We start from the raw sequence: 21,965 nt of genomic DNA, 5'->3' as shown, positions 1-21,965 counted from the left end.
GACTCCTTTCTTTTGATCGGCCATCGCAGGATATCGGCAGGCTGTATCAGACACTCCTTCCACTCCTGGACAAATTCCCCAAACCTTGCTCTTTCTCCCCTTTTGGCGTATAATAGCATTTATATCCATCAAAGGAGGAGAATTTTACCCTTGGCTACCAGCGACAAAACCCAATTATTTGAAACCATACCCATCCCCCGGGCCATTGCATCTCTGGCTATTCCCACCGTCATGAGCTCCCTGGTGATGGTACTGTACAATCTGGCAGATACCTTTTTCGTAGGTATGCTCAACGATCCTGTGGAAAACGCCGCTGTCACCCTGGCGGCACCCGTTTTGCTGGCCTTTAACGCCGTCAACAACCTCTTCGGGGTGGGCAGCTCCAGCATGATGAGCCGGGCTCTGGGCCGCAAGGACTATGATACCGTGTACAAAAGCTCTGCCTTCGGCTTCTACTGTTCCCTCATCTGCGGAGCGCTATTCTCCCTGCTCTACTTTCTCCTCCGCACCCCTCTGCTGGTGGTGTTGGGTGCAGATGCCCAGACAACCCAGGGCACCATTGCATACCTGAACTGGACCACCGGTTTGGGCGCTGTTCCCGCCATTTTGAACGTGGTCATGGCCTATCTGGTACGCTCGGAAGGCTCCGCCCTCCACGCCAGCATCGGCACCATGAGCGGATGTCTGTTGAACGTCATACTAGACCCCATTTTCATCCTTCCCTGGGGCTTTCATATGGGGGCCTCGGGCGCGGGTCTGGCCACCTGCATCTCCAACTGCGTGGCCTGCCTGTACTTCTTCGTGCTGCTGTGGGTGCGGCGGGGGAACACCTACGTGTGCATCCATCCCAAGCACTTCTCCTTCCGCCCCGACATTGTCAAAGGAGTGTGCGGCGTGGGCATTCCCGCCTCCATCCAGAACCTGCTCAATGTCACCGGTATGACGGTGCTCAACAATTTTACAGCCCCCTTTGGCGCCAATGCTGTGGCCGCCATGGGCATCGCTCAAAAAATCAATATGGTGCCCATGTATGTGGCCATGGGCTTGTCCCAAGGTCTGATGCCCCTGGTCAGTTACAATTATGCCAGCAAAAATTACCAGCGCATGAAAAAAGGCATTCTCTTTACCGGACAGATCACCGTGGTGTTTCTGGTGGTACTCACTTCCTGCTACTTCTTGTTCAGTCACAACCTCATTTCCATGTTCATGAGCAGCCCTGAGGTTGTGGCGTACGGCAGCACCTTCCTGCGCGCTATGTGCTTGGCACTTCCCTTCTTCGCCACAGACTTTTTGGCTGTAGGCGTATTCCAGGCCTGCGGTTTGGGCCGCAACTCTCTTATCTTTGCCATTTTGCGCAAAATCGTGCTGGAAATTCCCGCTCTCTACATTCTCAACCTGCTGTTCCCCTTGTACGGTCTGGCCTGGGCGCAGTTCTGTGCGGAAGTCATCCTCAGCATTGCGGCAGTGATCACGCTAAGCCGTCTCTTCCGGCGGCTGGAAAGTGGTCTGCACAACGCCCCTTGAGTTCCGTCCTACACTTACCTGAAAAGCCCCCGGATGCACACATCCGGGGGCTTTTCAGGTTATTTCTTGAAGAGCACAAACTTCAAATTGCGATCGCAGGCCGCCAAAAACACCTCTTTGGCTGAGGAGATATGGTGCTGCTTGAGTTGCTTGTCCAACCAGGTTCGATCCAATCCCATGCGTTTGAGGTTGTCCTCCAAAATGCGTCCATCCATAATGAGTTCAGTGAAAATCAGCTCCTGGGCTGGCGTTAACGCCATGTCCTGGGGTGTTACAGGCCTCTGAGTGGTCACAGGCAGAATGGTAAGTTTGCCGTTATACTCAAAAATGGCGGTCTGGATGGTGGTGAGGTCAAAATACCCCTGCTGACGGCACATGACCAGGAACTCACTCAAGTCCAGCCGAGCCTTTTTCATGTTCTCATAGTACAGCTTGCCATGATCCAACAAAATGGTGGGAGTTCCGTTGAGATACTTTCGAGTCCTGGGATAGCGGCTGGAGAGAAAACTCAAAAATACCGTGATTCCGCCGTAAATCACCATGGCAACCAGGGGCTTCCACGGCTCCTCCAGCTCGGTGGCCATCTCGGCGGCAATGGAGCCAATGGTGATTCCTGTGATATAGTCGAAGAAATCCAGCTGGGCGATCTGCTTGTGGCCGATGAATTTTGCCACCAGAAACAGAACCACAAAGGAACCCACTGCGGTGAGACAGAGTGTGAGTACAGGCATGGCGAACTCCTCCTTTTCTGGTATTCTGGCGAGAAATCTCAGAAATATGCACATTGCTGCTACACGCTCTCAGGCTGGTAAACCTTTCGCACTCGATCTCGGTTCTTCCAGATGGTGAGCCAGCATACCCCCAAAGTGAAGGCAGCACCCAGAGTGACGCACAGCCGATAGTCCAAAACTTCCCCCAGCGCTCCCATGCCCAGGCTGCACATACTCGAGGCTGCCATAATGCACATACTCTCAAAGGCGTTGATTCTGGCCCGGAGTCCCTCGGGGAGATACCGCTGCACCGCCGCCTGACGCATGGTGGCGCTGTTGACTCCCAAAAAGCCCGCACTGACCCGGTTGAACAGCATCAGGGGATAGGGCAGCCACAACAGGCAGATGTCCATGACCTCGTAGAACTGATAGACAAAGAAGGCAAAGCCGTACTTCTTCTCGTCGGGGATACGCACCCGGTACTGCACCACCCCGCCCAGACTGCGCCCCACAAACTCCGCCACCGAGAACAGCCCATACAGGAATGCACTCATGCCGGGCATGGTGCGAAAAAAGGCCACCAGCAGTGGGGAATATCCACTGGCCACTCCGTTGGTCACTGCCATATAGCCGTAGATGCTGCGCAGGCCCTTCTCCTGTTTGAGGTACCGGGCCGCCTCCCGGATGTCCCCCCACCACAGACCCAGGGAAAACCGGGCTGCCCCCTTCTCCACATGCTCCACTATCTGGATGCGGCTCTCCACCCCTGCCGCCAACAGGGACAGCCCGGCCTGGATGAGGAGGATCCACGCCACTCCCAGTGTGTCCAGCAGCACCGCCGCCACCGGGGTCATGATAACCTTGAGCACCGGGTAGAGGGTGGCAGATACCGCATACCCCTTTTCCTCCAGGCCGCTGGGAATGAGCTTGGGATAGATGCAGTTGTATGCCAGCTCATCAAAGGCCCCCAGAGAGGCCAGCAGCAGAGAGAAGCCCAGATATCCCAGGTAGTGAAAATCCCAGAACATCAGGTAAAGACCTGCCGCCCCGTAGAGGATGCCGTTGAGCACATCGCCGCCCACCAGAAATGGCTTGCGGGGCATCCGATCCATCCAGGGGGCGGCGAATAAGGGAATGATAAAGTAGGGCACCATCTGAATAGCCAGAATGAGGGAGGAGGCTAAAGTGCTCCCCGTCTCATCAAAGGCCAAAAAAGACAGAGCAAAGCTGCCCGCAATGCCGCCAATGGCCCCCAGGGTGGTGGCCAGAGTCACCAGGGTAAAGTTTTTCGTCCAAAGGGTCTGTCTCATGTCTTTCACCTCACATTCATGGTAGCACAGGGTATAAGGGTAGAAAAAGGCCCTTCCTTTGGGAAAATGTTCTCCCAAGGAAGGGCCTTAATGGGTTATAAATCCAGTTTGATGGGAAAATTCCGGAGAAGCTCGTAGGCGTTGCGGTACTGTCGGTTTGCCGTGTACCACTCCAGCACCCAGGGCAGGTGGAACGCCGCATAGCCGATGGGAAGCTGGGTCTGGCAGTCCTGGAACACCTGTAAGAGCTGCGCCCCGTATTCCGTGTGGCGCAGATAGTCGGGATACTCCAGGCGGTAGCGCACCAGATGGCACATCTGTCTGCCCAGTTCCCAGTCCCAGTCCATCCCGTCTGCCTGGTCCAGGGCCTCCAGGGCCTGGGCCGTCAACCCCAGCTTTTCACAGCATAGAGCCAGCTTGTGCAAGTCCATCCCTGTGGGCTCGTCCACCGCAGAGAAATATTCGTAGGCTCGCTGGTATTGCCCGCACTCCAAATAGCCCGATGCCTGATTATAGGCCATACTGCGCAAGATTTCCTTATCGCCCAGAGCCTGGGCCAGCCGACGGGCCACTCGGTACTGCTCCTCCATCTGTTTCAGATGAAGCTGGTTGCAGTAGCAATTTCCCATGTACAGCTTGGCCAGCAGCATTAAGCGCACATAACCCTGCTCACAGGCACGCTGATAGGCCTGACTCAGACACTCCACAGCAGCGGTGTAGCTGTCCCCCCGGAAATAGTGGTCTACTCCCGCCCTCATCCAGGTATAGGCGCAGGGGTACAGGTCCAGAGCTTCCTGGTAGCGCTCCTGCTGCACCCGGCGCAGGGCCAGCTGGCGGCGGTCCAGATACTCCTCCAGCCCCGTGTCCTCCATGGCCTGTTCCGGGCGGACAAAGCCCCGCAGCACTGCCACATCCAGCCCATATGGGCTGCTTGCAAGCCGGGGCGCCAGGGCATCAAACTCCGGAGCCAGAGCGCCGTGAGACTCGGGATCACCGGACAGCACCGCCTCATAGCAGCGCTCCACCCACTTCTCCCCTGCCGCCAGGGTCTCCTGGTCCTCATACCAGGGCACTCCCAGCCGCTCCAGCAGCAGGCCCAGCACTTCGCCGCTGCCCTCCGCCTTACCCTGCTCGATTTTGGAGAGGTAGGACACCGTGCAAATGCCACGGCACAGCCCCTCCTGGATCCAGTCCCGGCGCAGGCGTTCTCTGCGAATGACTGCCCCTACAAACAGTCGATTACCTTTGCTCTCCATCGTACACCGCCCGCCTGCCGCCGATGAACTTGGGCCGGGTGCGGGCGCACAGCAGCAGCCCCTCCCCGATATGATCCAGGCTCAGGCGTACCGGAACTGCCACGTCCTTCAAGTGCATTCCAATGAGGGTACCGCCGATGTCCAGGCCGCCGTGGGCCCGAATGTGCTCCACCGCCACTGGGTGTTCAAAGCTGCGCCAAGCGGTGGTGGCAAAGGAGCCCCCCGCCTTGGGTTGAGGTACCACGCACACCGGCTCATAGCCGTACTTGTCCGCACATGCTGCCTCCACAATCAAAGCCCGGTTCAGATGCTCACAGCACTGGGCAGCTAAGTAAATGCCTCGCTCCTGCACTACCGGCCAAATCCCACGGAAAATAGCCTGTGCCGTCTCCAGGCTGGAGGCCTTGCCGATGTGGCCCCCCACCACCTCCGAGGAGGAACAGCCCACCACCAGGATCTGGCCGGAGGTCATGCCGGACACCTCCAGCAGCTCCAAAACAGCCTGACGGCTCTGGTCCTCAATCTGTTCCAATGTCCACGCCATGTCTGTCACCTCACAGGTTATAGAGTTTGGAGTATTTTTCGGTGAGATAGTCGGTGTACACCGTGGGATCAAACGTGCCACATGCCTCCGCCACCAGCTGGGCAGGGTCCAGCATGCGGCCATGGCGGTGGACCTTGTCCTTCAGCCAGCCTGTCACAGGAGCTAAATCACCCCGGGCCACGCTGCCCCACACGTCCACATCCTGCTCCATGTTGCGCAGCATCTGCGCCCCATAGGCGCTGCCCAGGGCATAGGAGGGGAAGTAGCCGATCATGCCGCCAGACCAGTGGGAGTCCTGGAGACAGCCGTGGGTGTCGTCAGGCACATCCACCCCCAGGTACTCCTTGTACAGCCGATTCCACACAGCAGGCACATCCTTCACCTCCAGAGTGCCGCCGATAAGCTGCTTTTCCATCTCATAGCGAACCATGACGTGGAGGCAGTAAGTCAGCTCGTCTGCCTCAGTGCGAATGAGGGAGGGCTGGGCCATGTTCACCGCCCGGTACATCTGCTCGGCCGTCACATCCGCCAGCTGCTGGGGAAACAGCTCCTGCATCTTGGGGAAAATGGCCTGGACAAAGGGCAGAGAACGGCCAATGAGATTTTCGTAAAAACGGGACTGACTCTCGTGGATGCCCATAGAAGCCCCGCCGGTGAGACAAGTGTAGTCATACTCCGGCTCCACGTTCAGCTCATACATGGCGTGCCCCCCCTCGTGGATCACGGAATACATGGAACTGGCCACGTCGTCCTCCAGGTAATGGGTGGTAATGCGTACATCCTGGGTGTTGAAGCCCAGAGTGAAGGGGTGCTCCGTCTCCCCAATGCCGCAGTGAGCCCGATCCAGGCCCAGCACCTCCATGAGGTAGTCGGAGAACTTACGCTGGACCTCCACCGGGTAGTGGCGGTGCAGGAAACTCACGTCCGGCTGCTCTTTCTCCCCAATGGCATGGATCAGCGGCACCAGCTTGTCCCGCACCGCAGCAAAGAACTTGTCCAGCTCCGCCATGGTGATCCCACGCTCATATTCATTGAGCAAAGCATCATAGGGAGGCTTGTTGGCGTCGTAATAGCCGGCAAAGCGGCGGTTGTAGTCCACCAGCTTCTCCAGCACTGGGGCAAAGAGGGGGAAGTCGTTGGTCTCCTTGGCCCGGTGCCACACATCGCTGGCCTCGTTGACCAGCATGGCATACTCCATATACTCCTGGGCAGGGATGCGGGAGAGTTGGCGGTACTCTCGGGTGAGCAGCTCCACTTGGCGGCGCTGTGCCGGGGTAAGCTGCTCCCCAGCAGCAGACAGCACCTCCAGCATCTCCCCCACCTGGGGGTCAGACAGGGTCTTGTGCTGCTCTCCAGCCAGAACGCCCAGGGCCACGCCACGGCCTGCGGAGGTGTCCCTGGGGGCCACGGTGACCCCGTCTAAGTACAAAGAGGACTGGGCTGCGGAAAATGCGTAGAGCTTTTTTTGCAGTTCTTGCAGCTGATTGAGTGCCTGTTGAATGTCCATATCCATTCTTCCTTTCTTATAAGCCCCCCAGAAACCTTCTGGGGGGCAAGTTCTCATATGTTTAATTGTGCATGGTATTCCTCCACCAGATGCCGGGCCACTTCCAGCCCCTGAGGGGACATTCCGCCATCCAGAATGAGGATTTCGCCCCGCCACAAGCCAGTGCGCCGCATCCAGTGCAGTGCCTTGACCCCCTGCTCCAGTCCCTCTCCGTCCCCATATCCTTTCAAAGACACGGTGAGGGCCAGTGGGATGGGCAGCAGCAGTCGCCCCAGCACCAGCCAGCTCAGAGCCAGCAGTCCCAGGGCCGCCAGCAGTCCTAAAACCAGATATGCACCCATAACCAACCACCACCTTTGGGTCATTCTATGCCCCAAAGGTGGTGGAGGTCACAGGGCTTCTGCCTCAAAAAAGGCTTTTCACTCCATAGGAGAGAATGCTGATAATCAGCCCTGCGGACAGCACGCCCCCGGCGATGGAGGGCAGGGCCTTCTTCAGGCGCATATCCAGGAAGGCTGCCACCAGCGCTCCGGTCCAGGCTCCGGTGCCGGGCAGCGGGATGGCCACAAAGATGGCCAGACCCAAATACTGATATTTGAGCACCGAGGCACTTTTCAGATGAGCCTTCCGCTCCATCTTGTCCACCAGGCTGTTGAGCCGAGGCATGTGCTGGCGCATGAAAAGGAAAATTCGGCGGATATACACCACAATGAACGGCACGGGAATCAGATTCCCAATCACCGCTGCCAGATACGCTGCCCACACAGGCAGGCCTGCCGCCACGCCGAAGGGAATACCACCTCGCAGCTCCACCACAGGCACCATAGACACCAGCAGTGTCAGCAAAAACTCACCGTTCAAGTCGGTGGTCAGCCATTGCATCAAATCCATCTCTTATACTCCTCTGTCTTTCTCTAAAATTTGTTTCAAATAGCGACCAGTGTAGCTTTCGGGGCACTGCGCCACCTGCTCCGGTGTCCCGGTACATACCACTGTACCGCCCCCGGCTCCTCCCTCCGGGCCAAGATCAATGAGGTAATCGGCAGTCTTAATGACATCAAGGTTGTGCTCGATGACCACCACAGTGTTCCCCGACTCCACCAGGCGCTGGAGCACCTCCACCAGCTGGTGTACGTCGGCGGTATGCAATCCGGTGGTGGGCTCGTCCAGAATATAGATGGTGGACCCCGTGGAGCGCTTGGCCAACTCGGTGGCCAGCTTCACCCGCTGGGCCTCGCCGCCAGACAGGGTGGTGGAGGGCTGGCCCAGCTTCACATAGCCCAGACCCACATCCATAAGGGTTTGCAGTTTGGTCTTCAGCCGGGGCAGATTCTCAAAGAAGCCCAAAGCCTCCTCCACCGTCATCTCCAGCACCTCGTGGATGTTCTTGCCCTTGTAGCGCACCTCCAGGGTCTCCCGGTTGTACCGCTTGCCCTTACACACCTCGCAGGGCACATAGATGTCCGGCAAAAAGTGCATTTCAATCTTCAACAGGCCGTCTCCGGCGCAGGCCTCACACCGACCGCCCCGGACATTGAAGGAGAATCGGCCCGGCCCATAGCCCCGGCTCTTGGCATCGGGGGTGGAGGCAAACAGATCTCGAATATCTCCAAAAAGCCCCGTATAGGTGGCGGGATTGGAGCGAGGCGTACGGCCAATGGGAGACTGATCAATGTTGATGACCTTGTCCAGGTACTCAATGCCCTCAATGCCGTCATGCTTGCCAGGCCTGGCCTTGGTACGGTTGAGTTCCGCCCCCAGCCGCTTGTACAAGATCTCGTTGACCAGAGAGGACTTACCAGAACCGGACACGCCGGTCACCGCAATGAAGGTGCCCAGGGGGAAGTCCACGTCGATGTGGCGCAGGTTGTGCTCACTGGCACCCAGCACCCGCAGCACCTTTCCGTTGCCCTCCCTCCGATGGTCGGGTATCGGCACCTTCTTGCGCCCGGACAGGTAGTCGCCTGTAATGGAGCCCGGGGTGTTCATCACCTCTTCAGCGGTACCGCAGGCCACCACCTGGCCGCCATGGACACCTGCGCCGGGGCCAATGTCGATGATATAATCCGCCGAGCGCATGGTGTCCTCGTCGTGCTCCACCACAATCAGGGTATTGCCCAAATCCCGCAGGTGCTTCAAAGTGCCCAGCAGCAGGTCGTTGTCCCGCTGGTGCAGGCCGATGGAGGGCTCGTCCAGGATATACAGCACTCCCATGAGGGAGGAACCGATCTGGGTGGCCAGTCGGATGCGCTGGCTCTCGCCGCCGGACAATGTGCCGGCCTGACGGCTCAGGGTCAGGTATTGCAGACCCACGCTCTTCAAAAAGCCAAGTCTCTCCCGGATTTCCCGCAAAATGCGGTCGGCAATCATCATCTGGGTCTCGGTAAGGGTGATGGTGTCCAAAAAGGACAAGGCCTCGTCCACTGGCATCTCACAGAACTGGTGGATGGAGATGCCCCCCACCGTCACCGCCAGAGACTCAGGCCGCAGCCGCTGGCCGTGGCAGTCAGGACAGGGAGACTCGCTCATACACTCCTCAATCTCCCGCTTCATGGCGTCGGACTGGGTCTCCTTATAGCGGCGCTCCAGGTTGTTGATGATGCCCTCAAAGGGCTGGTACAGCACACCCTTCCCCCGGGGCTGGTCATAGTGGATGGTGAGTTTTTCACCCTTGGTTCCGTAGAGGATGATGTCCAGCACTTCCGGGGTAAGTTTCTCGATGGGATCGGTGAGGTTGAAGTGGTATTTTGCAGCCAGAGCGTCAAAGTACATCCGAGAAATGCCGTCGGACTTGATGTTGTTCCACCCGGAGGCGGTGATAGCTCCCTCTAAAATGGACAGGCTACGGTTTGGGATAATCAAATCCGGGTCCACCTTCAGCTGGGCCCCCAGTCCCGTACAGGTGGGACAGGCGCCAAAGGGGTTGTTGAAGGAGAACATACGGGGGGTGAGCTCCTCAATGGAGATACCGCAGTCCTCACAGGCGTAGTTCTGGGAGAAGAGCAGATCCTCATCGTTTTCCACCAGGTTGACGATGACCACACCGCCGGATAAGGCGGTGGCCGTCTCCACCGAGTCGGTGAGGCGGCGGGTGATGTCCTCCCGAATGACCAGGCGGTCTACCACCACCTCAATGTTGTGCTTTTTGTTCTTCTCCAGCTTGATCTCTTCAGACAGATCGTAGAGAGCTCCATCAATGCGCACCCGGACGTAGCCGGAGCGCCGGGCATCCTCCAGCACCTTGGCGTGCTCGCCCTTTTTCCCTCGGATGACAGGGGCCAGCACCTGAATACGGGTGGCTTGGGGCAGGGCCAGCACCTGGTCAATGATCTGGTCAACGGTCTGTTGGTGGATCTCCTTACCGCACTTGGGGCAGTGTGGGGTGCCCACTCTTGCCCACAGCAGACGCAAATAGTCATAGATCTCCGTCACCGTACCCACGGTAGAACGGGGATTTTTGGAGGTGGTCTTCTGGTCGATGGAGATGGCCGGGGACAGACCCTCGATGTAGTCCACATCCGGCTTTTCCATCTGTCCCAGAAACATGCGGGCGTAGGAGGACAGGGACTCCACATAGCGGCGCTGGCCCTCGGCATACAGGGTCTCAAAGGCCAGGGAGGATTTTCCCGAGCCAGACAGCCCAGTAAGCACCACCAGCTTGTCCCGGGGAATCTCCACATCAATGTTTTTCAAGTTGTTCTCTCTGGCGCCCTTAATGAGAATATGGTCTAACATATTGGGTCTCCTTCAAATGTTGGGCTGTGTTTAGCAGCCAAATTCCTTTGCCACATCCCGCAGCATTTCCCGGATGGGCAGTTCGTAGGGACAACGAGTCTCGCATGCCCCACACTCCACGCACTCCCCTGCGTGATGGGCCAGCGCCTGATAGCGGCTCACCGCCCAGTCTGCCAGGCCGTAGCGGCGGGCGTAGTTTGCCATGAGAAACTGAGAGGGAATATCAATGCCCACGGTACAGGGAGCACAGTAGCCGCAGCGGCGGCAGAAGTGGGTGCCCAGATCATCCCGGATGCGCTGGCATTCCTCCAGTTCCTCCTGGGTCAAGGGAGTGGTCAAATCCACCTGGGCGTTGCGCTGCACTTCCTCCACGCTGCCCATACCAGGGATGGACACATCCATCACTCCGGAGGCTGCAATGAAGCGCAGAGCTAGATTCCAGTCCTCCAGGTTGCCCCCTGCCATGGGCTTCATGGCAATGGTGCCAATGCCCTTCTCCCGGGCCAGAGCCAGCACCTCATGGCCCTGCATCTCCACAATGTTGTAGGGGAACATCACCGTCTCGATCTGGTGGGCATGTTCTTCCACCAGCAGTCGCAGAGCGTCCAGGGAGTGGGCAGTGGCGCCGATGTGACCGATCTTCCCCGCCGCTTTGGCCTCTGCCAGAGCCTGATAGGCTCCATCAGGGCCAAAAACCTGGTCAAAATCCTTTAAGGGCAGATTGTGGATCTGGTAGAGGTCAATGAAATCGGTTTGCAGGTTGCCCAGGCTGATATCAATGTCCTTTGCCATAGCCTCATTGCTGCGGGACATGGACTTGGTGGCCAGGATGAATTTCTCCCGCCGACCCTTCAGAGCGTTGCCCAAATACTCCTCAGAGACGGTATAGCCCCGGGCAGTATCGATGAAATTGATGCCGAACTTCTCCAACTCGTCCACCACCGCCATGGTGTTAGCGGCATCGGAACGTTGGATGGGAATGCCGCCAAAAGAGATGGCAGACACCTGTAATCCAGTATTCCCCAATGTTACCATGTTCATATTCTCTCTCCTCTATTCATCCACAATCACATCAGCTGCGGTGGCCCGCACCAAGTCCATGAGGGCTTGGGGTGCCACCTCCACCTGAAAGCCGATCTTCCCGGCGGACACATAGATAGTCTCCTGCTCCAGGCAGCTGTCATGAAACACCGTGGGGAACTGCTTTTTCATGCCCACCGGGGAACAGCCACCGTGGACATATCCGGTGAGGGGCAGGAGTTCTTTGCTGGGCAGCATGGCCACCGACTTCTCCCCCACCGCCTTTGCCGCCTTTTTCAAATCCAAGGTGGCAGCCACTGGAATGTCAAACACATAATATCCCCCGGAAGCCCCACGGGTCACCAGGGTTTTGAACACGCATGCCGGGTCCTGGCCTAAGCTCCGTGCCACGCTCACCCCGTCCGGGGCAGTCTCCCCGTCGTGGGGATAGGTGTGGCCCTGATAGGGCACCTTCTTCTGTTCCAAAACCCGCATCACGTTGGTTTTTTCCTCTTTTTTCTTTGCCATGGTTCTCGTCAGTCCTTCTCTTTCAGGCGAATAATTTGATCTCTTAGCTGGGCGGCCAACTCGAACTCCAGCATCTTTGCCGCTTCTTTCATTTCCTTCTCCAGGCGGGCTATGGCGGCCTTGCGCTCAGCATCCGTCATCTTCTTGGCCCGTTTGGTGGTCTCCTCCGCCTCCTGAGCCACACTCACCAGCTCCCGCACCGACTTCTGTACCGTCTTGGGCACAATGCCGTGTTCCTGGTTGAAGGCATCCTGGATGGAGCGGCGGCGCTCCGTCTCCGCCATAGCCCGAGCCATGGACGGAGTAATGGCATCCGCATAGAGAATGACCCGACCCTGGGCATTTCGGGCCGCTCGTCCGATGGTCTGGATGAGAGCGGTCTCAGAGCGCAAGAAGCCCTCCTTATCCGCATCCAAAATGGCCACCAGAGACACCTCGGGCAGGTCCAAGCCTTCCCGCAACAGATTGATGCCCACCAGCACATCAAACTCGCCCAGGCGCAGGTCCCGCACGATCTCCATACGCTCCATGGTGTCGATGTCGTGGTGCATATACCGCACCCGAATCCCAGCGTTTTTCAGATAGTCCGTCAGCGTCTCCGCCATTTTCTTGGTCAGGGTGGTCACCAGCACCCGCTCGTTTTTCTGGGTGCGCTGGTTGATCTCTCCAATGAGGTCGTCCATCTGTCCTTCGATGGGCCGCACCTCCACCAGGGGGTCCAGCAGTCCGGTGGGCCGGATGACCTGCTCCACCACCTGCCCCGACCGGGTACGCTCGTACTCTCCCGGAGTGGCGGAGACATACACCACCTGGTTGAGCCGCTTTTCAAACTCGTCAAACTTCAAGGGTCTGTTGTCATAGGCACAGGGCAGCCGGAAGCCGTAGTCCACCAGGGAGGTCTTTCTGGCCCGGTCGCCGTTGTACATGGCCCGCACCTGGGGCAGGGTCACATGGCTCTCGTCGATGAAGAGCACGAAATCCTTGGGAAAGTAGTCCAGCAGGGTGTGAGGCGGCGACCCCACAGGCCGCCCCTCAATCACTCTGGAATAGTTTTCGATGCCGGAGCAATAGCCGATCTCCTGCATCATCTCAATGTCATACATGGTGCGCTGCTTGATGCGCTGGGCCTCAATGAGCTTTCCTTCCGCCTCAAACTGGGCCACCCGCTCCTCCAGCTCCCGGTAAATCTCCTGGATGGCGGCATCCATCTTCTCCTTGGGGGTCACGTAGTGGGTGGCAGGCCACACAGGGATATTATTCAGCCGCCGAATCACGGAGCCAGTAAGGGCATTGACCTCACTGATCCGGTCAATTTCGTCCCCGAAAAACTCTACCCGCAGGGCGGTGTCCTTCCAATAGGCGGGCCAGATCTCCACCGTGTCCCCCCGCACCCGGAACATATTGCGCTCAAAGGCGATGTCATTGCGCTCATACCGGATGGCCACCAACTTCTTCAAAAGTTCCGGAATAGGGATCTCCATACCCACCCGCAGGGAGACCATCATGCTGGCAAAGTCCTCCGGCTCGCCCAAGCCGTAGATGCAGGACACGGAGGACACCACGATCACATCCCGCCGCTCCAGCAGAGAGGCAGTGGCGGACAGACGCAGTCGGTCGATCTCCTCGTTGATGGCGGAATCCTTCTCAATAAAAGTGTCCGTGTGGGGAATGTAGGCCTCAGGCTGGTAGTAGTCATAGTAGGAGACGAAGTATTCCACAGCGTTGTTGGGGAAAAACTCCTTGAACTCGGCGCACAGCTGGGCAGCCAGAATCTTGTTGTGAGCCAGTACCAGGGTGGGCCGCTGCACCGCCTCGATGACCTTGGCCATGGTAAACGTCTTGCCCGATCCAGTGACGCCCAACAGAGTCTGTTCATCCAGCCCGTTCTCAATCCCCCGTGCCAGAGCCTCAATGGCCTGGGGCTGATCCCCGCTGGGGGTATAGTCGGATACCACTTCAAAGCGCTGCATGGAATCCCTCCCTTCTCCGAAATTTATATGCTGAGATAGCCGGAGTCCCGCATGGACACCATCTCATCCTCTGCGATGACAAAATGATCCACCAGGCAGATCCCCACCTGGTTCAGTAGCTGCTGAAGATGTCGGGTGGTCTGGATATCCTGGGCAGAACACATGGCAATGCCGGAGACGTGGTTATGGGCCAGAGCCACCCGGGTAGCCCCACAGGCCAACGCCGCCTCCAACACCTGTCGCCCGGTGATGTCCACCCGGTCAGGCAGCCCCTCGCACAGCTTGGGGCATGTAATGAGTTTTTGCTTGCTGTCCATACACACCAGGTACACCATCTCGTTGCGGGCCCCGAAAAACATGGGCATCAGCAGTTCCTTGAAGTGCCAGCTGTCGGTGAGCTGACCTTCAAAACTGGAGCGTTCCTCCAAGTAACGCCCGGCCAAGGCCGGCATCAGATGGATGAGGGTAGCGGTATTCTCCCCGATCCCCTTCACCGCCAACAGCTGCTCCCGGGTGGCAGTGAACACTCCGGCCAGAGAGCCAAACTGTTCCACCAGGGCGTGGGCCAGGGGGTTCACATCCCCCTGGGGAATGGCGTAAAACAACAACAGCTCCAAGGCCCGATGGTCTGGCATTCCTGCCAGACCACGGGCCATAAATTCCGTTTTTACCCGCTGGCGGTGCCCCTGGTGCACCCCACCGGGTTTCTTTTTCGTCGGGCTGTCCGACACAGCCATCAGCCCTTAGCCCCGTAGGTGGCCAGGTACTCCTCCATGCGAGCGAGCATAGCGTCGTCAATGTACACCTTGCCGTCCACAGGCTTGTTGTGCAGGCACTCCATCACCTCACGGATGGTGACAATGGGATAGACCTGGATGCCGTAGTCCTCCCGCAGCTCATCCAGAGTGGTGCACTCCCGGGTACCCCGCTCCATGCGGTCCACGGAGACAAACAGAGCATCAATATGCACATCTGCCACGTGCTTGAACAGCTCGATGGACTCCCGCACTGCGGTGCCGGCGGTGACCACGTCCTCAATGATGGCAATGTGATCCCCGTCCTGGGGCTTATAGCCCACCATGGAGCCGCCCTCACCGTGATCCTTGGCCTCCTTGCGGTTGAAGCAGTAGGGCACGTCCCGCTCATAGTTGCGATAGAGAGAGGCGGCGGCGGTGACAGCCAGAGGAATTCCCTTATAAGCAGGGCCAAAGAGGGCAGTGATGCCCTCAGGCATATTCTCCTGGATGCAGGCGGCATAGTAGTCACCCAGACGTGCGGCCTGAGCGCCGGTCTTGTAGTTGCCGGTGTTGACGAAATAAGGGGTCTTCCGGCCGGATTTGGTGACAAAATCCCCGAAGGTCAGCACGCCGGAGCGCACCATAAAGTGAATGAATTCCTCACGGTAGTTCATGTTTCATACATCCTTTCCGTAGCTTAAGCTGTAATTGATGTATTATACCATTTTTCTGCCATTCTCACAAGGGATTGTCCTACATTTTCCCTGTGGGAGAGACCAAATTTTATCCCTGCTCAAGGGGTGTTTTGTGCGCTTTCATAGACCGCTGCAACCCGAGCCATGCGGTCTCTGAACTCCTCCACCGCCCAGCCGGGAGAGAGCACCTCCACCTGCTCCCCCAGACCAAACAGCCACCCCCAGAAGGGCGGGCTGACCACCAGATCCAGGGTCACGGTAAAGTGTCCTTTATCTTGGGGCACCAGCATGATATCCTGGCCGAATCGGTCTAAAAACACCCCCGCCAGAGCGGCAGCACAGCGTAGACGCAGCTGGCAGGGCCGCCCAGCGTACATGCCGAAGTGGCGGCGGGTATACCCTTCCAGATCCCAGCTGCCACGTTCCTTCCCCCGCTCTCCGGTGAACTGAATATCCTGCATTTTATCCACCCGGTAGTGGCGCACCTCCCCTTGGGTGTGATCCCATCCAGCCAGATAATAGTTCTCATTGTCCCAAATTAGGCCGTAGGGAGTCACCCGATACTGGCCGCCCCCACGGCGATACACCCGTTCTTTGTACATATTGATCTCAAAATACAGGAACGAAATCACTTTGTTGGCAGCAATGGCCCCGTGCAGCTGATCCACATTATAAAAAATGCTCTCATTCATGGTCTTGATCCGGCGATCCACGTACACCTGCCGCTGAAGCTGCCGGGCCTGGTATACAGAGGCCAACGACTCCAGCTTGTGGATGAGGGCATTGCTCTTTTTCTGGGTGAGAAAGCGGCTGGACTGCACGGCATCCACCAGCAGCTTCAATTCCGCCAGTTCAAAGTCCCGCTGCCCGATAAACCAGCCGCCGCCCACACCCCGCCGGGTCTGCACATCCAATCCCAGCTGCCGCAGCTGCTCCATGTCGTTATAAATGCTCTTGCGTTCAGCTGGGGCGTCCCACCGCTCCAGCTCCTCCTGGAGTTGACCCAGTGTCACAGGGTGCTCTTCGTCGCTGTGCTTGAGGAGAAACCGGGCCAGCACCATCAATTTCCGCTTTTGATTGGTTCCCTTGGGCATAGTCTTCCCTCCTTTTCCCTCCTAGTATACCACAGAGGAAGTCCCATTTATAGGACTATGTAAAAAGCGGAGCCAGAAAACTGGCTCCGCTCTGAAATTCATTCTATTGCCTGGGAAATAAAAGCCTTAACCCTGGCGCAGCACATTCTCCACCTGCTGCAGCTGCTCCACCGTGTTCACACCCAGCATCTCCAGCGGGGAACAGGTGTCGCACAAGGCCACCTTGCCCCCTGCCTTGGCGATCAGGGCGGGGACATCGGTGAGATAGTACTCACCCTGGGCATTGTCGGTGGTGAGCTGATCCAGACAGGCCAACAGATCTCCCACCCGGAAGACATAGGTGCCCACATTGACCTCTGTAATGGCCGCCTGCTCAGGGGTGCAGTCCTTGGCCTCCACAATGGCGGCAAAGTGACCAGTCTCGTCCCGGACGATACGGCCGTAGTTGCCGCCCTCCTCCAGATGAGCAGAGAGCATGGTGCAGGCGCAACCGCTGTCCAGATGGGTGCGAATGAGGCTTTGGAAGGTCTCACGGCGCATGAGAGGCGTGTCCCCGTAGCAGATGAGCACATGGCTGTCCGGGTCGGTGAGCAGGGGCGCAGCGTAGCGCACAGCCCCGCCGGTGCCGTTGAGCACCTTCTGCTCCACGCTGGGGTAGTCAGGGAATCTGGCTCGCACCTTGTCCCCCATCCAGCCCACCACCAAAATGGTGTCCTCCTTGGGAAGAAAGTCCAGAGACTTCAAAACATAATGCAGCAGCGGCTGTCCGTCCGCCTCTCGCAGTACCTTGGGCAGGTCAATCCCTTCCGTTTGCAGACGAGTGCCCTTGCCCGCTGCCAGTACCACAGCTTGAATCTTATGATCCATAACTCCTACCGTCCCTTCTCCTCTTACACTCCAGCCAGAGCCTGTTCCACGTCGGCAATGAGGTCATCCAGATCCTCGATGCCCACAGACAGGCGGATGAGGTCGGGGGAAACACCGGCGGCCACCAGCTCCTCGTCGTTCATCTGACGATGGGTGGAGGAGGCGGGATGGAGCACGCAGGTCTTGGCATCCGCCACATGGGTGGCAATGGAACACAGCTTCAGGCCCGCCATGAACCGCTCGGCAGCAGCCCGGCCGCCCTTGACACCAAAGGAGACCACGCCGCAGCTGCCGTTGGGCAGGTACTTTTGGCCCAACTCATAGTAAGGGTCGCCAGGCAGCCCAACGTAGCGCACCCAAGCCACCTTCTCGTGCTTGGACAGGTACTCGGCCACGCCCTTGGCGTTGGCACAGTGACGGGCCATACGCAAAGGCAGGGTCTCCATGCCCACACCCAGCAGATAGGAATTCATGGGAGCAGGGGTAGCACCCAGATCCCGCATCAGCTGCACCACGCACTTGGTAATGTATGCGCCCTCCTGGCCAAAAGCCTGGGTGTATACCAATCCATGGTAGCTCTCGTCGGGGGTGGTGAGACCGGGGAACTTGTCGGCATGGGCCTCCCAGTTGAAGTTACCAGAATCCACAATGGCACCACCCACAGCATTGGCGTGGCCATCCAGGTACTTGGTGGTGGAGTGGGTGACAATGTCTGCACCAAACTCAAAGGGATGGCAGTTGGCGGGTGTGGCAAAGGTGTTGTCCACAATGAGGGGCACCCCGTTTTTGTGAGCCACCCGGGCAAACTTTTCGATGTCCAGCACCACCAGAGAGGGATTGGCGATGGTTTCGCCAAACACTGCCTTGGTGTTGGGACGGAAGGCAGCTTGCAGCTCCTCCTCGGAGCAGTCCGGATCTACGAAGGTGAAGTCGATGCCCATGCGCTTCATGGTCACCGCAAACAAGTTATATGTACCGCCGTAAATGGTAGCAGAGGCCACCACATGATCCCCGGCAGAGGCAATGTTGAACACAGAGAAGAAGGAGGCCGCCTGTCCCGAGGAGAGGAGCATGGCAGCAGAACCACCCTCCAGGGCACACAGACGGGCCGCCACAGCGTCACTGGTGGGGTTTTGCAGCCGGGTATAGAAGTAGCCAGAGGCCTGCAGGTCAAACAGCTTTCCCATATCCTCGCTGGTCTCATAACGGAATGTGGTTGACTGAATGATAGGAATGTTGCGAGGCTCTCCGTTGGCAGGCCGGTATCCGGCATGGAGACAGCTGGTATCAAATTTCATGGGAACGCTTCCTTTCCAAAGTTTCTGGGTAGTCTTGGTTATCCTAACACAGTAAAGTGGTACTGTCAACTCAGTCGGCATCGGAAACGGGCTGTTGGGAGGGGCTAGGCTGGCTCACCTGCACATCCCCGTACCACTCCAGAGGCTGACCCTCCACCAGGATCTGCACCTGTTCCACATTCTCCAGACTGCACAGCGTATTGACCAGGGAATCAATGACCATCTGCTGCTCCCATGTTTCCTGGGGAATCTGCTGCAACAGCACACCGGAAAAGTCCGCATAGCACACCGTTCCCTCCTGACGCACAGACAGTACCTTCAGATCAGAGGGCAAGATCCGCTCCAATCCCTCGTCCTGAGGCCCACCAATCAGCGCCTCCAGCACCACTTGGGCCACGGAATCGCTTTCAATAAGGCGGAACACACGGAACTCGAACCCCAGTTCCTGGCTGTCACGGCGTCGAAAATGGAGCGCCGCTGTCACCTCCACAGGCTCCTCCTCTGCCCCGGTAAACATCACATCCTGGGCAGTAAACACCTGTCGATCCCGGTAGGGTAAGGAGCTTCCGTTGGCGGTGATGCACACCTCGTCCACCCCCTCCAGCTGGGTGAGGGTGAGGGTAATGCAGTAGTCTGCCAGGGTAAGCTCCACCCCCACCAAGTCCCCGTAGGGCCAGGAGAGATCCACGGTAACACGACGCCCCTCCTGTTTCCACTGCTGCAAATTCGTTCCCTCCGGGAAGGGGGAGATGAGACCACTGCCTTCCTTCGGCCCGTCCAGCAGCGCCTCCATCAGCTCCGGCACCGACATCTCTCCGGTGTAAGCCGTGGACTCCAGGGCGGTGGTGGCATTGTCCCAGCGCTCCAAATCTGCGGTATACCACAGGCAGGCCCCCTCCTGATCGTGGCGGGCGGTACAGCCCATGGGAACGGTCAGCAGCACCAGGGCCAAAGCTCCCGCCCACAGTTTACACAGTTTCAATGTCCGTCCCCCCTTGTCCCAGCTGCGGCAATGTCACAATAAATACAGCACCCACCCCATCCGGGCCTCGCTGGGCAGTGATATTTCCGCCATGGAGGCGGGCAGTGTCCTGGGCAATGGACAGACCCAGGCCGGTGCCTCCCGCCTGGCGGGAGCGGGCCTTATCCACCCGGTAGAAGCGGTCGAAAATGCGAGGCAGATCCTCCTCCGGGATGCCCACACCGGTGTCCCGGACGGTCAAGGTCACCCACCCGTCCTCTCGGTTCACGGTCACCTCCACCTTTCCCCCGGGTAAATTGTATTTCACTGCGTTTTCCATCAGATTAAAGGCCACTTGGTACAAATCATCCTCGGTAGCCATCACCTGGCAGTCAGGCTGGAGTCGGTATTCCAGCTCTACCTGCACAGACCGGGCCAAAGGCAGCAGCATATGCCCCACCTTTTCCACCAGAGCTCCCACATCCACAGCCACCCGCTCCCGTTGGGGATGGGAATCCAGCTTGGACAGGGTAAGCAGGCGCTGGCTGATGCGGGTGAGCCGATCTGCCTCTTCTCCAATGTCCGAGACAAACTCCCGCACCGTAACCATGTCCACGGAGTCGTTTTGCAGGATGGAGTCCGCCAGCAGCCGTATGGAGGCCAGAGGCGTTTTCAGCTCGTGGGATGCGTCAGAGACGAATCGCCGCCGCACTTCCTCGGTGGTCTGCAATCGGTCTGTGAGCTGGTTAAATTCCATGGCCAACTGGGCCATCTCATCCTTGCCCTGTACCGCCACCCGGTGGCTGTACTCACCCTCTCGCACCGAACGAATACCTCCCAACAGCACAGCGGTGTTGCGGGTGAGGGCCTTGGACAAAAGCAGAGAGCCTACCAGTGCCGCCACGCAGATAATCACAGAGATATAGCGCAAATTGGACTGAATGGACAGGAGCACTTCCGCCTGCTCTGTGTCGTATTCATAGAGGTATACTGCCCCCAGAGTCACGCCACGGTACACCGCAGGCACTGCCACACGGGTGCGAAACGCCCCCTGGCGGTACTCGGAGCGGCACACATCCGCCCCCCGCAGTGCCGCCACCACCTCGGCGATGATGGCGTAATCCCCCGTGCGCTTGTCCAGGGTGGAGCTGTCATAGAGAATGAGACCGGATTCATCCGTCACCAACACCCGTGTCCCCTGCATATCGTCCAGCAGCTCCATGGCCTGGGTAACACCCTCCTGGGTCAGGCTCTCAGAGACGGCCAACGCACTGCCAATGGCCAGGGCCTGTCGCTTCAAAGATGCTTCCTTGGCGGAAAACACCACATTCTGGGCCATGATCACCGGATAGGTATTGAGCACCAGCACAATGGCCACCACCAACAGCAGATAGGTGAGGACGTATTTGACCTGGATACTGTAAAAGAAGGGAACCTCCCCCGCCTTGCGGACAAGGCTCTCCTGGCGGACTCGCTGCCGCCACCGATTCCACACCTTTCTCATGGGGTCTCACTGCTCAGATAGTAGCCCACACCCCATTTGGTGAGAATGTGGGTGGGATTGGCGGGATCCGGCTCCAGTTTCTCACGCAGGCGGCGAATATGCACATCCACCGTGCGAAATTCCCCCACATACTCGTAGCCCCACACCAAATTGAGGAGATTTTCCCGGCTGTATACCCGGCCCGGGTTGCGCATCAAAAGTTCCATGAGATCGAACTCCTTGGCGGTGAGCTCCACCGCCCGGCCCTGCCTGCGAGCCACCCGCTGAGCCAGATCCAGGGTAATGGCGCCATGCTCCAGACAGTTGTCCGCCTTCTTCTGCTGGGTGGCAGTCCCAGCCCGGCGCAGCAGCGCCCGGATACGAGCCTTCACCTCCAAAATGTTGAAGGGCTTGGTGATATAGTCGTCGGCACCGCACTCAAAGCCCATGATCTTGTCCGCATCCTCCCCCTTAGCGGTGAGCATGATGATGGGCACGTTGGAGAACTCCCGAATTTTCATGCACGCCTGAAGTCCGTCAATTTTCGGCATCATCAGATCCAGGATAATAAGGTCAAACCGACCCCCACGGGCCAGCTCTACCGCCTCTTCCCCGTCGCTCCCCGTCTCCACATGATACCCTTCGTTTTCCAGGTTGAATTTGATTCCCTTCACCAGCAGACGCTCGTCGTCCACCACAAGTATGTTGGGCATTGATCTATTCCTC

The 21,965-nt window shown here is 58.2% G+C and carries 20 protein-coding genes; 1 reads left to right on the top strand and 19 read right to left on the bottom strand.

What is annotated here, in order from left to right:
• Positions 1-150: 150 nt before the first annotated feature.
• Positions 151-1,524 carry an MATE family efflux transporter gene (locus H9X86_RS01360; RefSeq protein WP_243416772.1) on the top strand — a complete coding sequence of 458 codons (1,374 nt, stop codon included), beginning with the start codon at positions 151-153 and terminating at the stop codon, positions 1,522-1,524.
• A 59-nt stretch (positions 1,525-1,583) separates the two neighbouring features.
• Here the strand turns inward: H9X86_RS01360 and H9X86_RS01355 are convergent, their stop codons facing one another.
• The 19 genes from H9X86_RS01355 to H9X86_RS01265 form a co-directional block, all read right to left on the bottom strand.
• Positions 1,584-2,255, bottom strand: a complete 672-nt coding sequence (locus H9X86_RS01355) for a DUF421 domain-containing protein (protein WP_204899800.1) — start codon at positions 2,253-2,255, stop codon at positions 1,584-1,586.
• 59 nt (positions 2,256-2,314) lie between these two features.
• Entirely contained in the window at positions 2,315-3,544 is a 1,230-nt protein-coding gene (locus H9X86_RS01350) for an MFS transporter (RefSeq protein ID WP_204899799.1), read from the bottom strand.
• A 95-nt stretch (positions 3,545-3,639) separates the two neighbouring features.
• Positions 3,640-4,800 carry a helix-turn-helix domain-containing protein gene (locus tag H9X86_RS01345; protein WP_204899798.1) on the bottom strand — a complete coding sequence of 387 codons (1,161 nt, stop codon included), beginning with the start codon at positions 4,798-4,800 and terminating at the stop codon, positions 3,640-3,642.
• Positions 4,784-5,344 carry a TIGR01440 family protein gene (locus H9X86_RS01340; protein WP_204899797.1) on the bottom strand — a complete coding sequence of 187 codons (561 nt, stop codon included), beginning with the start codon at positions 5,342-5,344 and terminating at the stop codon, positions 4,784-4,786. The genes H9X86_RS01345 and H9X86_RS01340 overlap by 17 nt, the downstream gene beginning before the upstream one ends.
• A 10-nt stretch (positions 5,345-5,354) precedes the next feature.
• Positions 5,355-6,851 (bottom strand): carboxypeptidase M32, encoded by a 1,497-nt coding sequence (locus H9X86_RS01335; protein WP_204899796.1) that lies wholly within the window; start codon positions 6,849-6,851, stop codon positions 5,355-5,357.
• Positions 6,852-6,904: 53 nt separating this feature from the next.
• Positions 6,905-7,192, bottom strand: a complete 288-nt coding sequence (locus H9X86_RS01330; protein ID WP_204899795.1) for a hypothetical protein — start codon at positions 7,190-7,192, stop codon at positions 6,905-6,907.
• A gap of 64 nt (positions 7,193-7,256) precedes the next feature.
• Positions 7,257-7,742, bottom strand: a complete 486-nt coding sequence (locus H9X86_RS01325) for a COG2426 family protein (RefSeq protein ID WP_346011407.1) — start codon at positions 7,740-7,742, stop codon at positions 7,257-7,259.
• 3 nt (positions 7,743-7,745) lie between these two features.
• Positions 7,746-10,586, bottom strand: coding sequence for an excinuclease ABC subunit UvrA (gene uvrA / locus H9X86_RS01320; protein WP_204899794.1), 2,841 nt, complete (start codon positions 10,584-10,586; stop codon positions 7,746-7,748).
• A 30-nt stretch (positions 10,587-10,616) separates the two neighbouring features.
• Entirely contained in the window at positions 10,617-11,627 is a 1,011-nt protein-coding gene (locus H9X86_RS01315) for an aldo/keto reductase (RefSeq protein WP_204899793.1), read from the bottom strand.
• A gap of 12 nt (positions 11,628-11,639) precedes the next feature.
• A complete protein-coding gene (ybaK, locus tag H9X86_RS01310; RefSeq protein WP_204899792.1) occupies positions 11,640-12,134 on the bottom strand; it encodes a Cys-tRNA(Pro) deacylase in 495 nt (164 codons plus the stop codon).
• An 8-nt stretch (positions 12,135-12,142) separates the two neighbouring features.
• Positions 12,143-14,104: an excinuclease ABC subunit UvrB gene (uvrB, locus tag H9X86_RS01305; protein WP_204899791.1), complete on the bottom strand. Its 1,962-nt coding sequence runs from the start codon at positions 14,102-14,104 to the stop codon at positions 12,143-12,145.
• A gap of 23 nt (positions 14,105-14,127) precedes the next feature.
• A complete protein-coding gene (locus H9X86_RS01300; RefSeq protein WP_204899790.1) occupies positions 14,128-14,841 on the bottom strand; it encodes a JAB domain-containing protein in 714 nt (237 codons plus the stop codon).
• Positions 14,841-15,515, bottom strand: coding sequence for an orotate phosphoribosyltransferase (gene pyrE / locus H9X86_RS01295; RefSeq protein ID WP_204899789.1), 675 nt, complete (start codon positions 15,513-15,515; stop codon positions 14,841-14,843). The genes H9X86_RS01300 and pyrE overlap by 1 nt, the downstream gene beginning before the upstream one ends.
• Positions 15,516-15,634: 119 nt before the next feature.
• Complete coding sequence (locus H9X86_RS01290) at positions 15,635-16,630, bottom strand: helix-turn-helix transcriptional regulator (protein ID WP_204899788.1); 996 nt, start codon at positions 16,628-16,630, stop codon at positions 15,635-15,637.
• A 126-nt stretch (positions 16,631-16,756) separates the two neighbouring features.
• Positions 16,757-17,497 (bottom strand): sugar phosphate nucleotidyltransferase, encoded by a 741-nt coding sequence (locus H9X86_RS01285; protein WP_204899787.1) that lies wholly within the window; start codon positions 17,495-17,497, stop codon positions 16,757-16,759.
• 23 nt (positions 17,498-17,520) lie between these two features.
• On the bottom strand, positions 17,521-18,795 hold the full coding sequence (locus tag H9X86_RS01280; protein WP_204899786.1) for an O-acetylhomoserine aminocarboxypropyltransferase/cysteine synthase family protein: 1,275 nt from the start codon (positions 18,793-18,795) through the stop codon (positions 17,521-17,523).
• 70 nt (positions 18,796-18,865) lie between these two features.
• Entirely contained in the window at positions 18,866-19,777 is a 912-nt protein-coding gene (locus tag H9X86_RS01275; protein ID WP_204899785.1) for a GerMN domain-containing protein, read from the bottom strand.
• Entirely contained in the window at positions 19,764-21,260 is a 1,497-nt protein-coding gene (locus H9X86_RS01270; RefSeq protein ID WP_204899784.1) for a sensor histidine kinase, read from the bottom strand. Before H9X86_RS01270 ends, H9X86_RS01275 begins: the two co-directional genes overlap by 14 nt.
• Entirely contained in the window at positions 21,257-21,952 is a 696-nt protein-coding gene (locus H9X86_RS01265) for a response regulator transcription factor (RefSeq protein WP_204899783.1), read from the bottom strand. Before H9X86_RS01265 ends, H9X86_RS01270 begins: the two co-directional genes overlap by 4 nt.
• Positions 21,953-21,965 lie beyond the last annotated feature (13 nt).

Origin of the sequence: Pseudoflavonifractor capillosus, assembly GCF_016902575.1 — a bacterium.
In the GTDB taxonomy this organism is placed as follows: Bacteria; Bacillota; Clostridia; order Oscillospirales; family Oscillospiraceae; genus Enterenecus; species Enterenecus capillosus_A.
The sequence above is the reverse complement of the archived record's forward strand: the minus strand, read 5'-3'. Positions and strand labels throughout refer to the sequence as shown.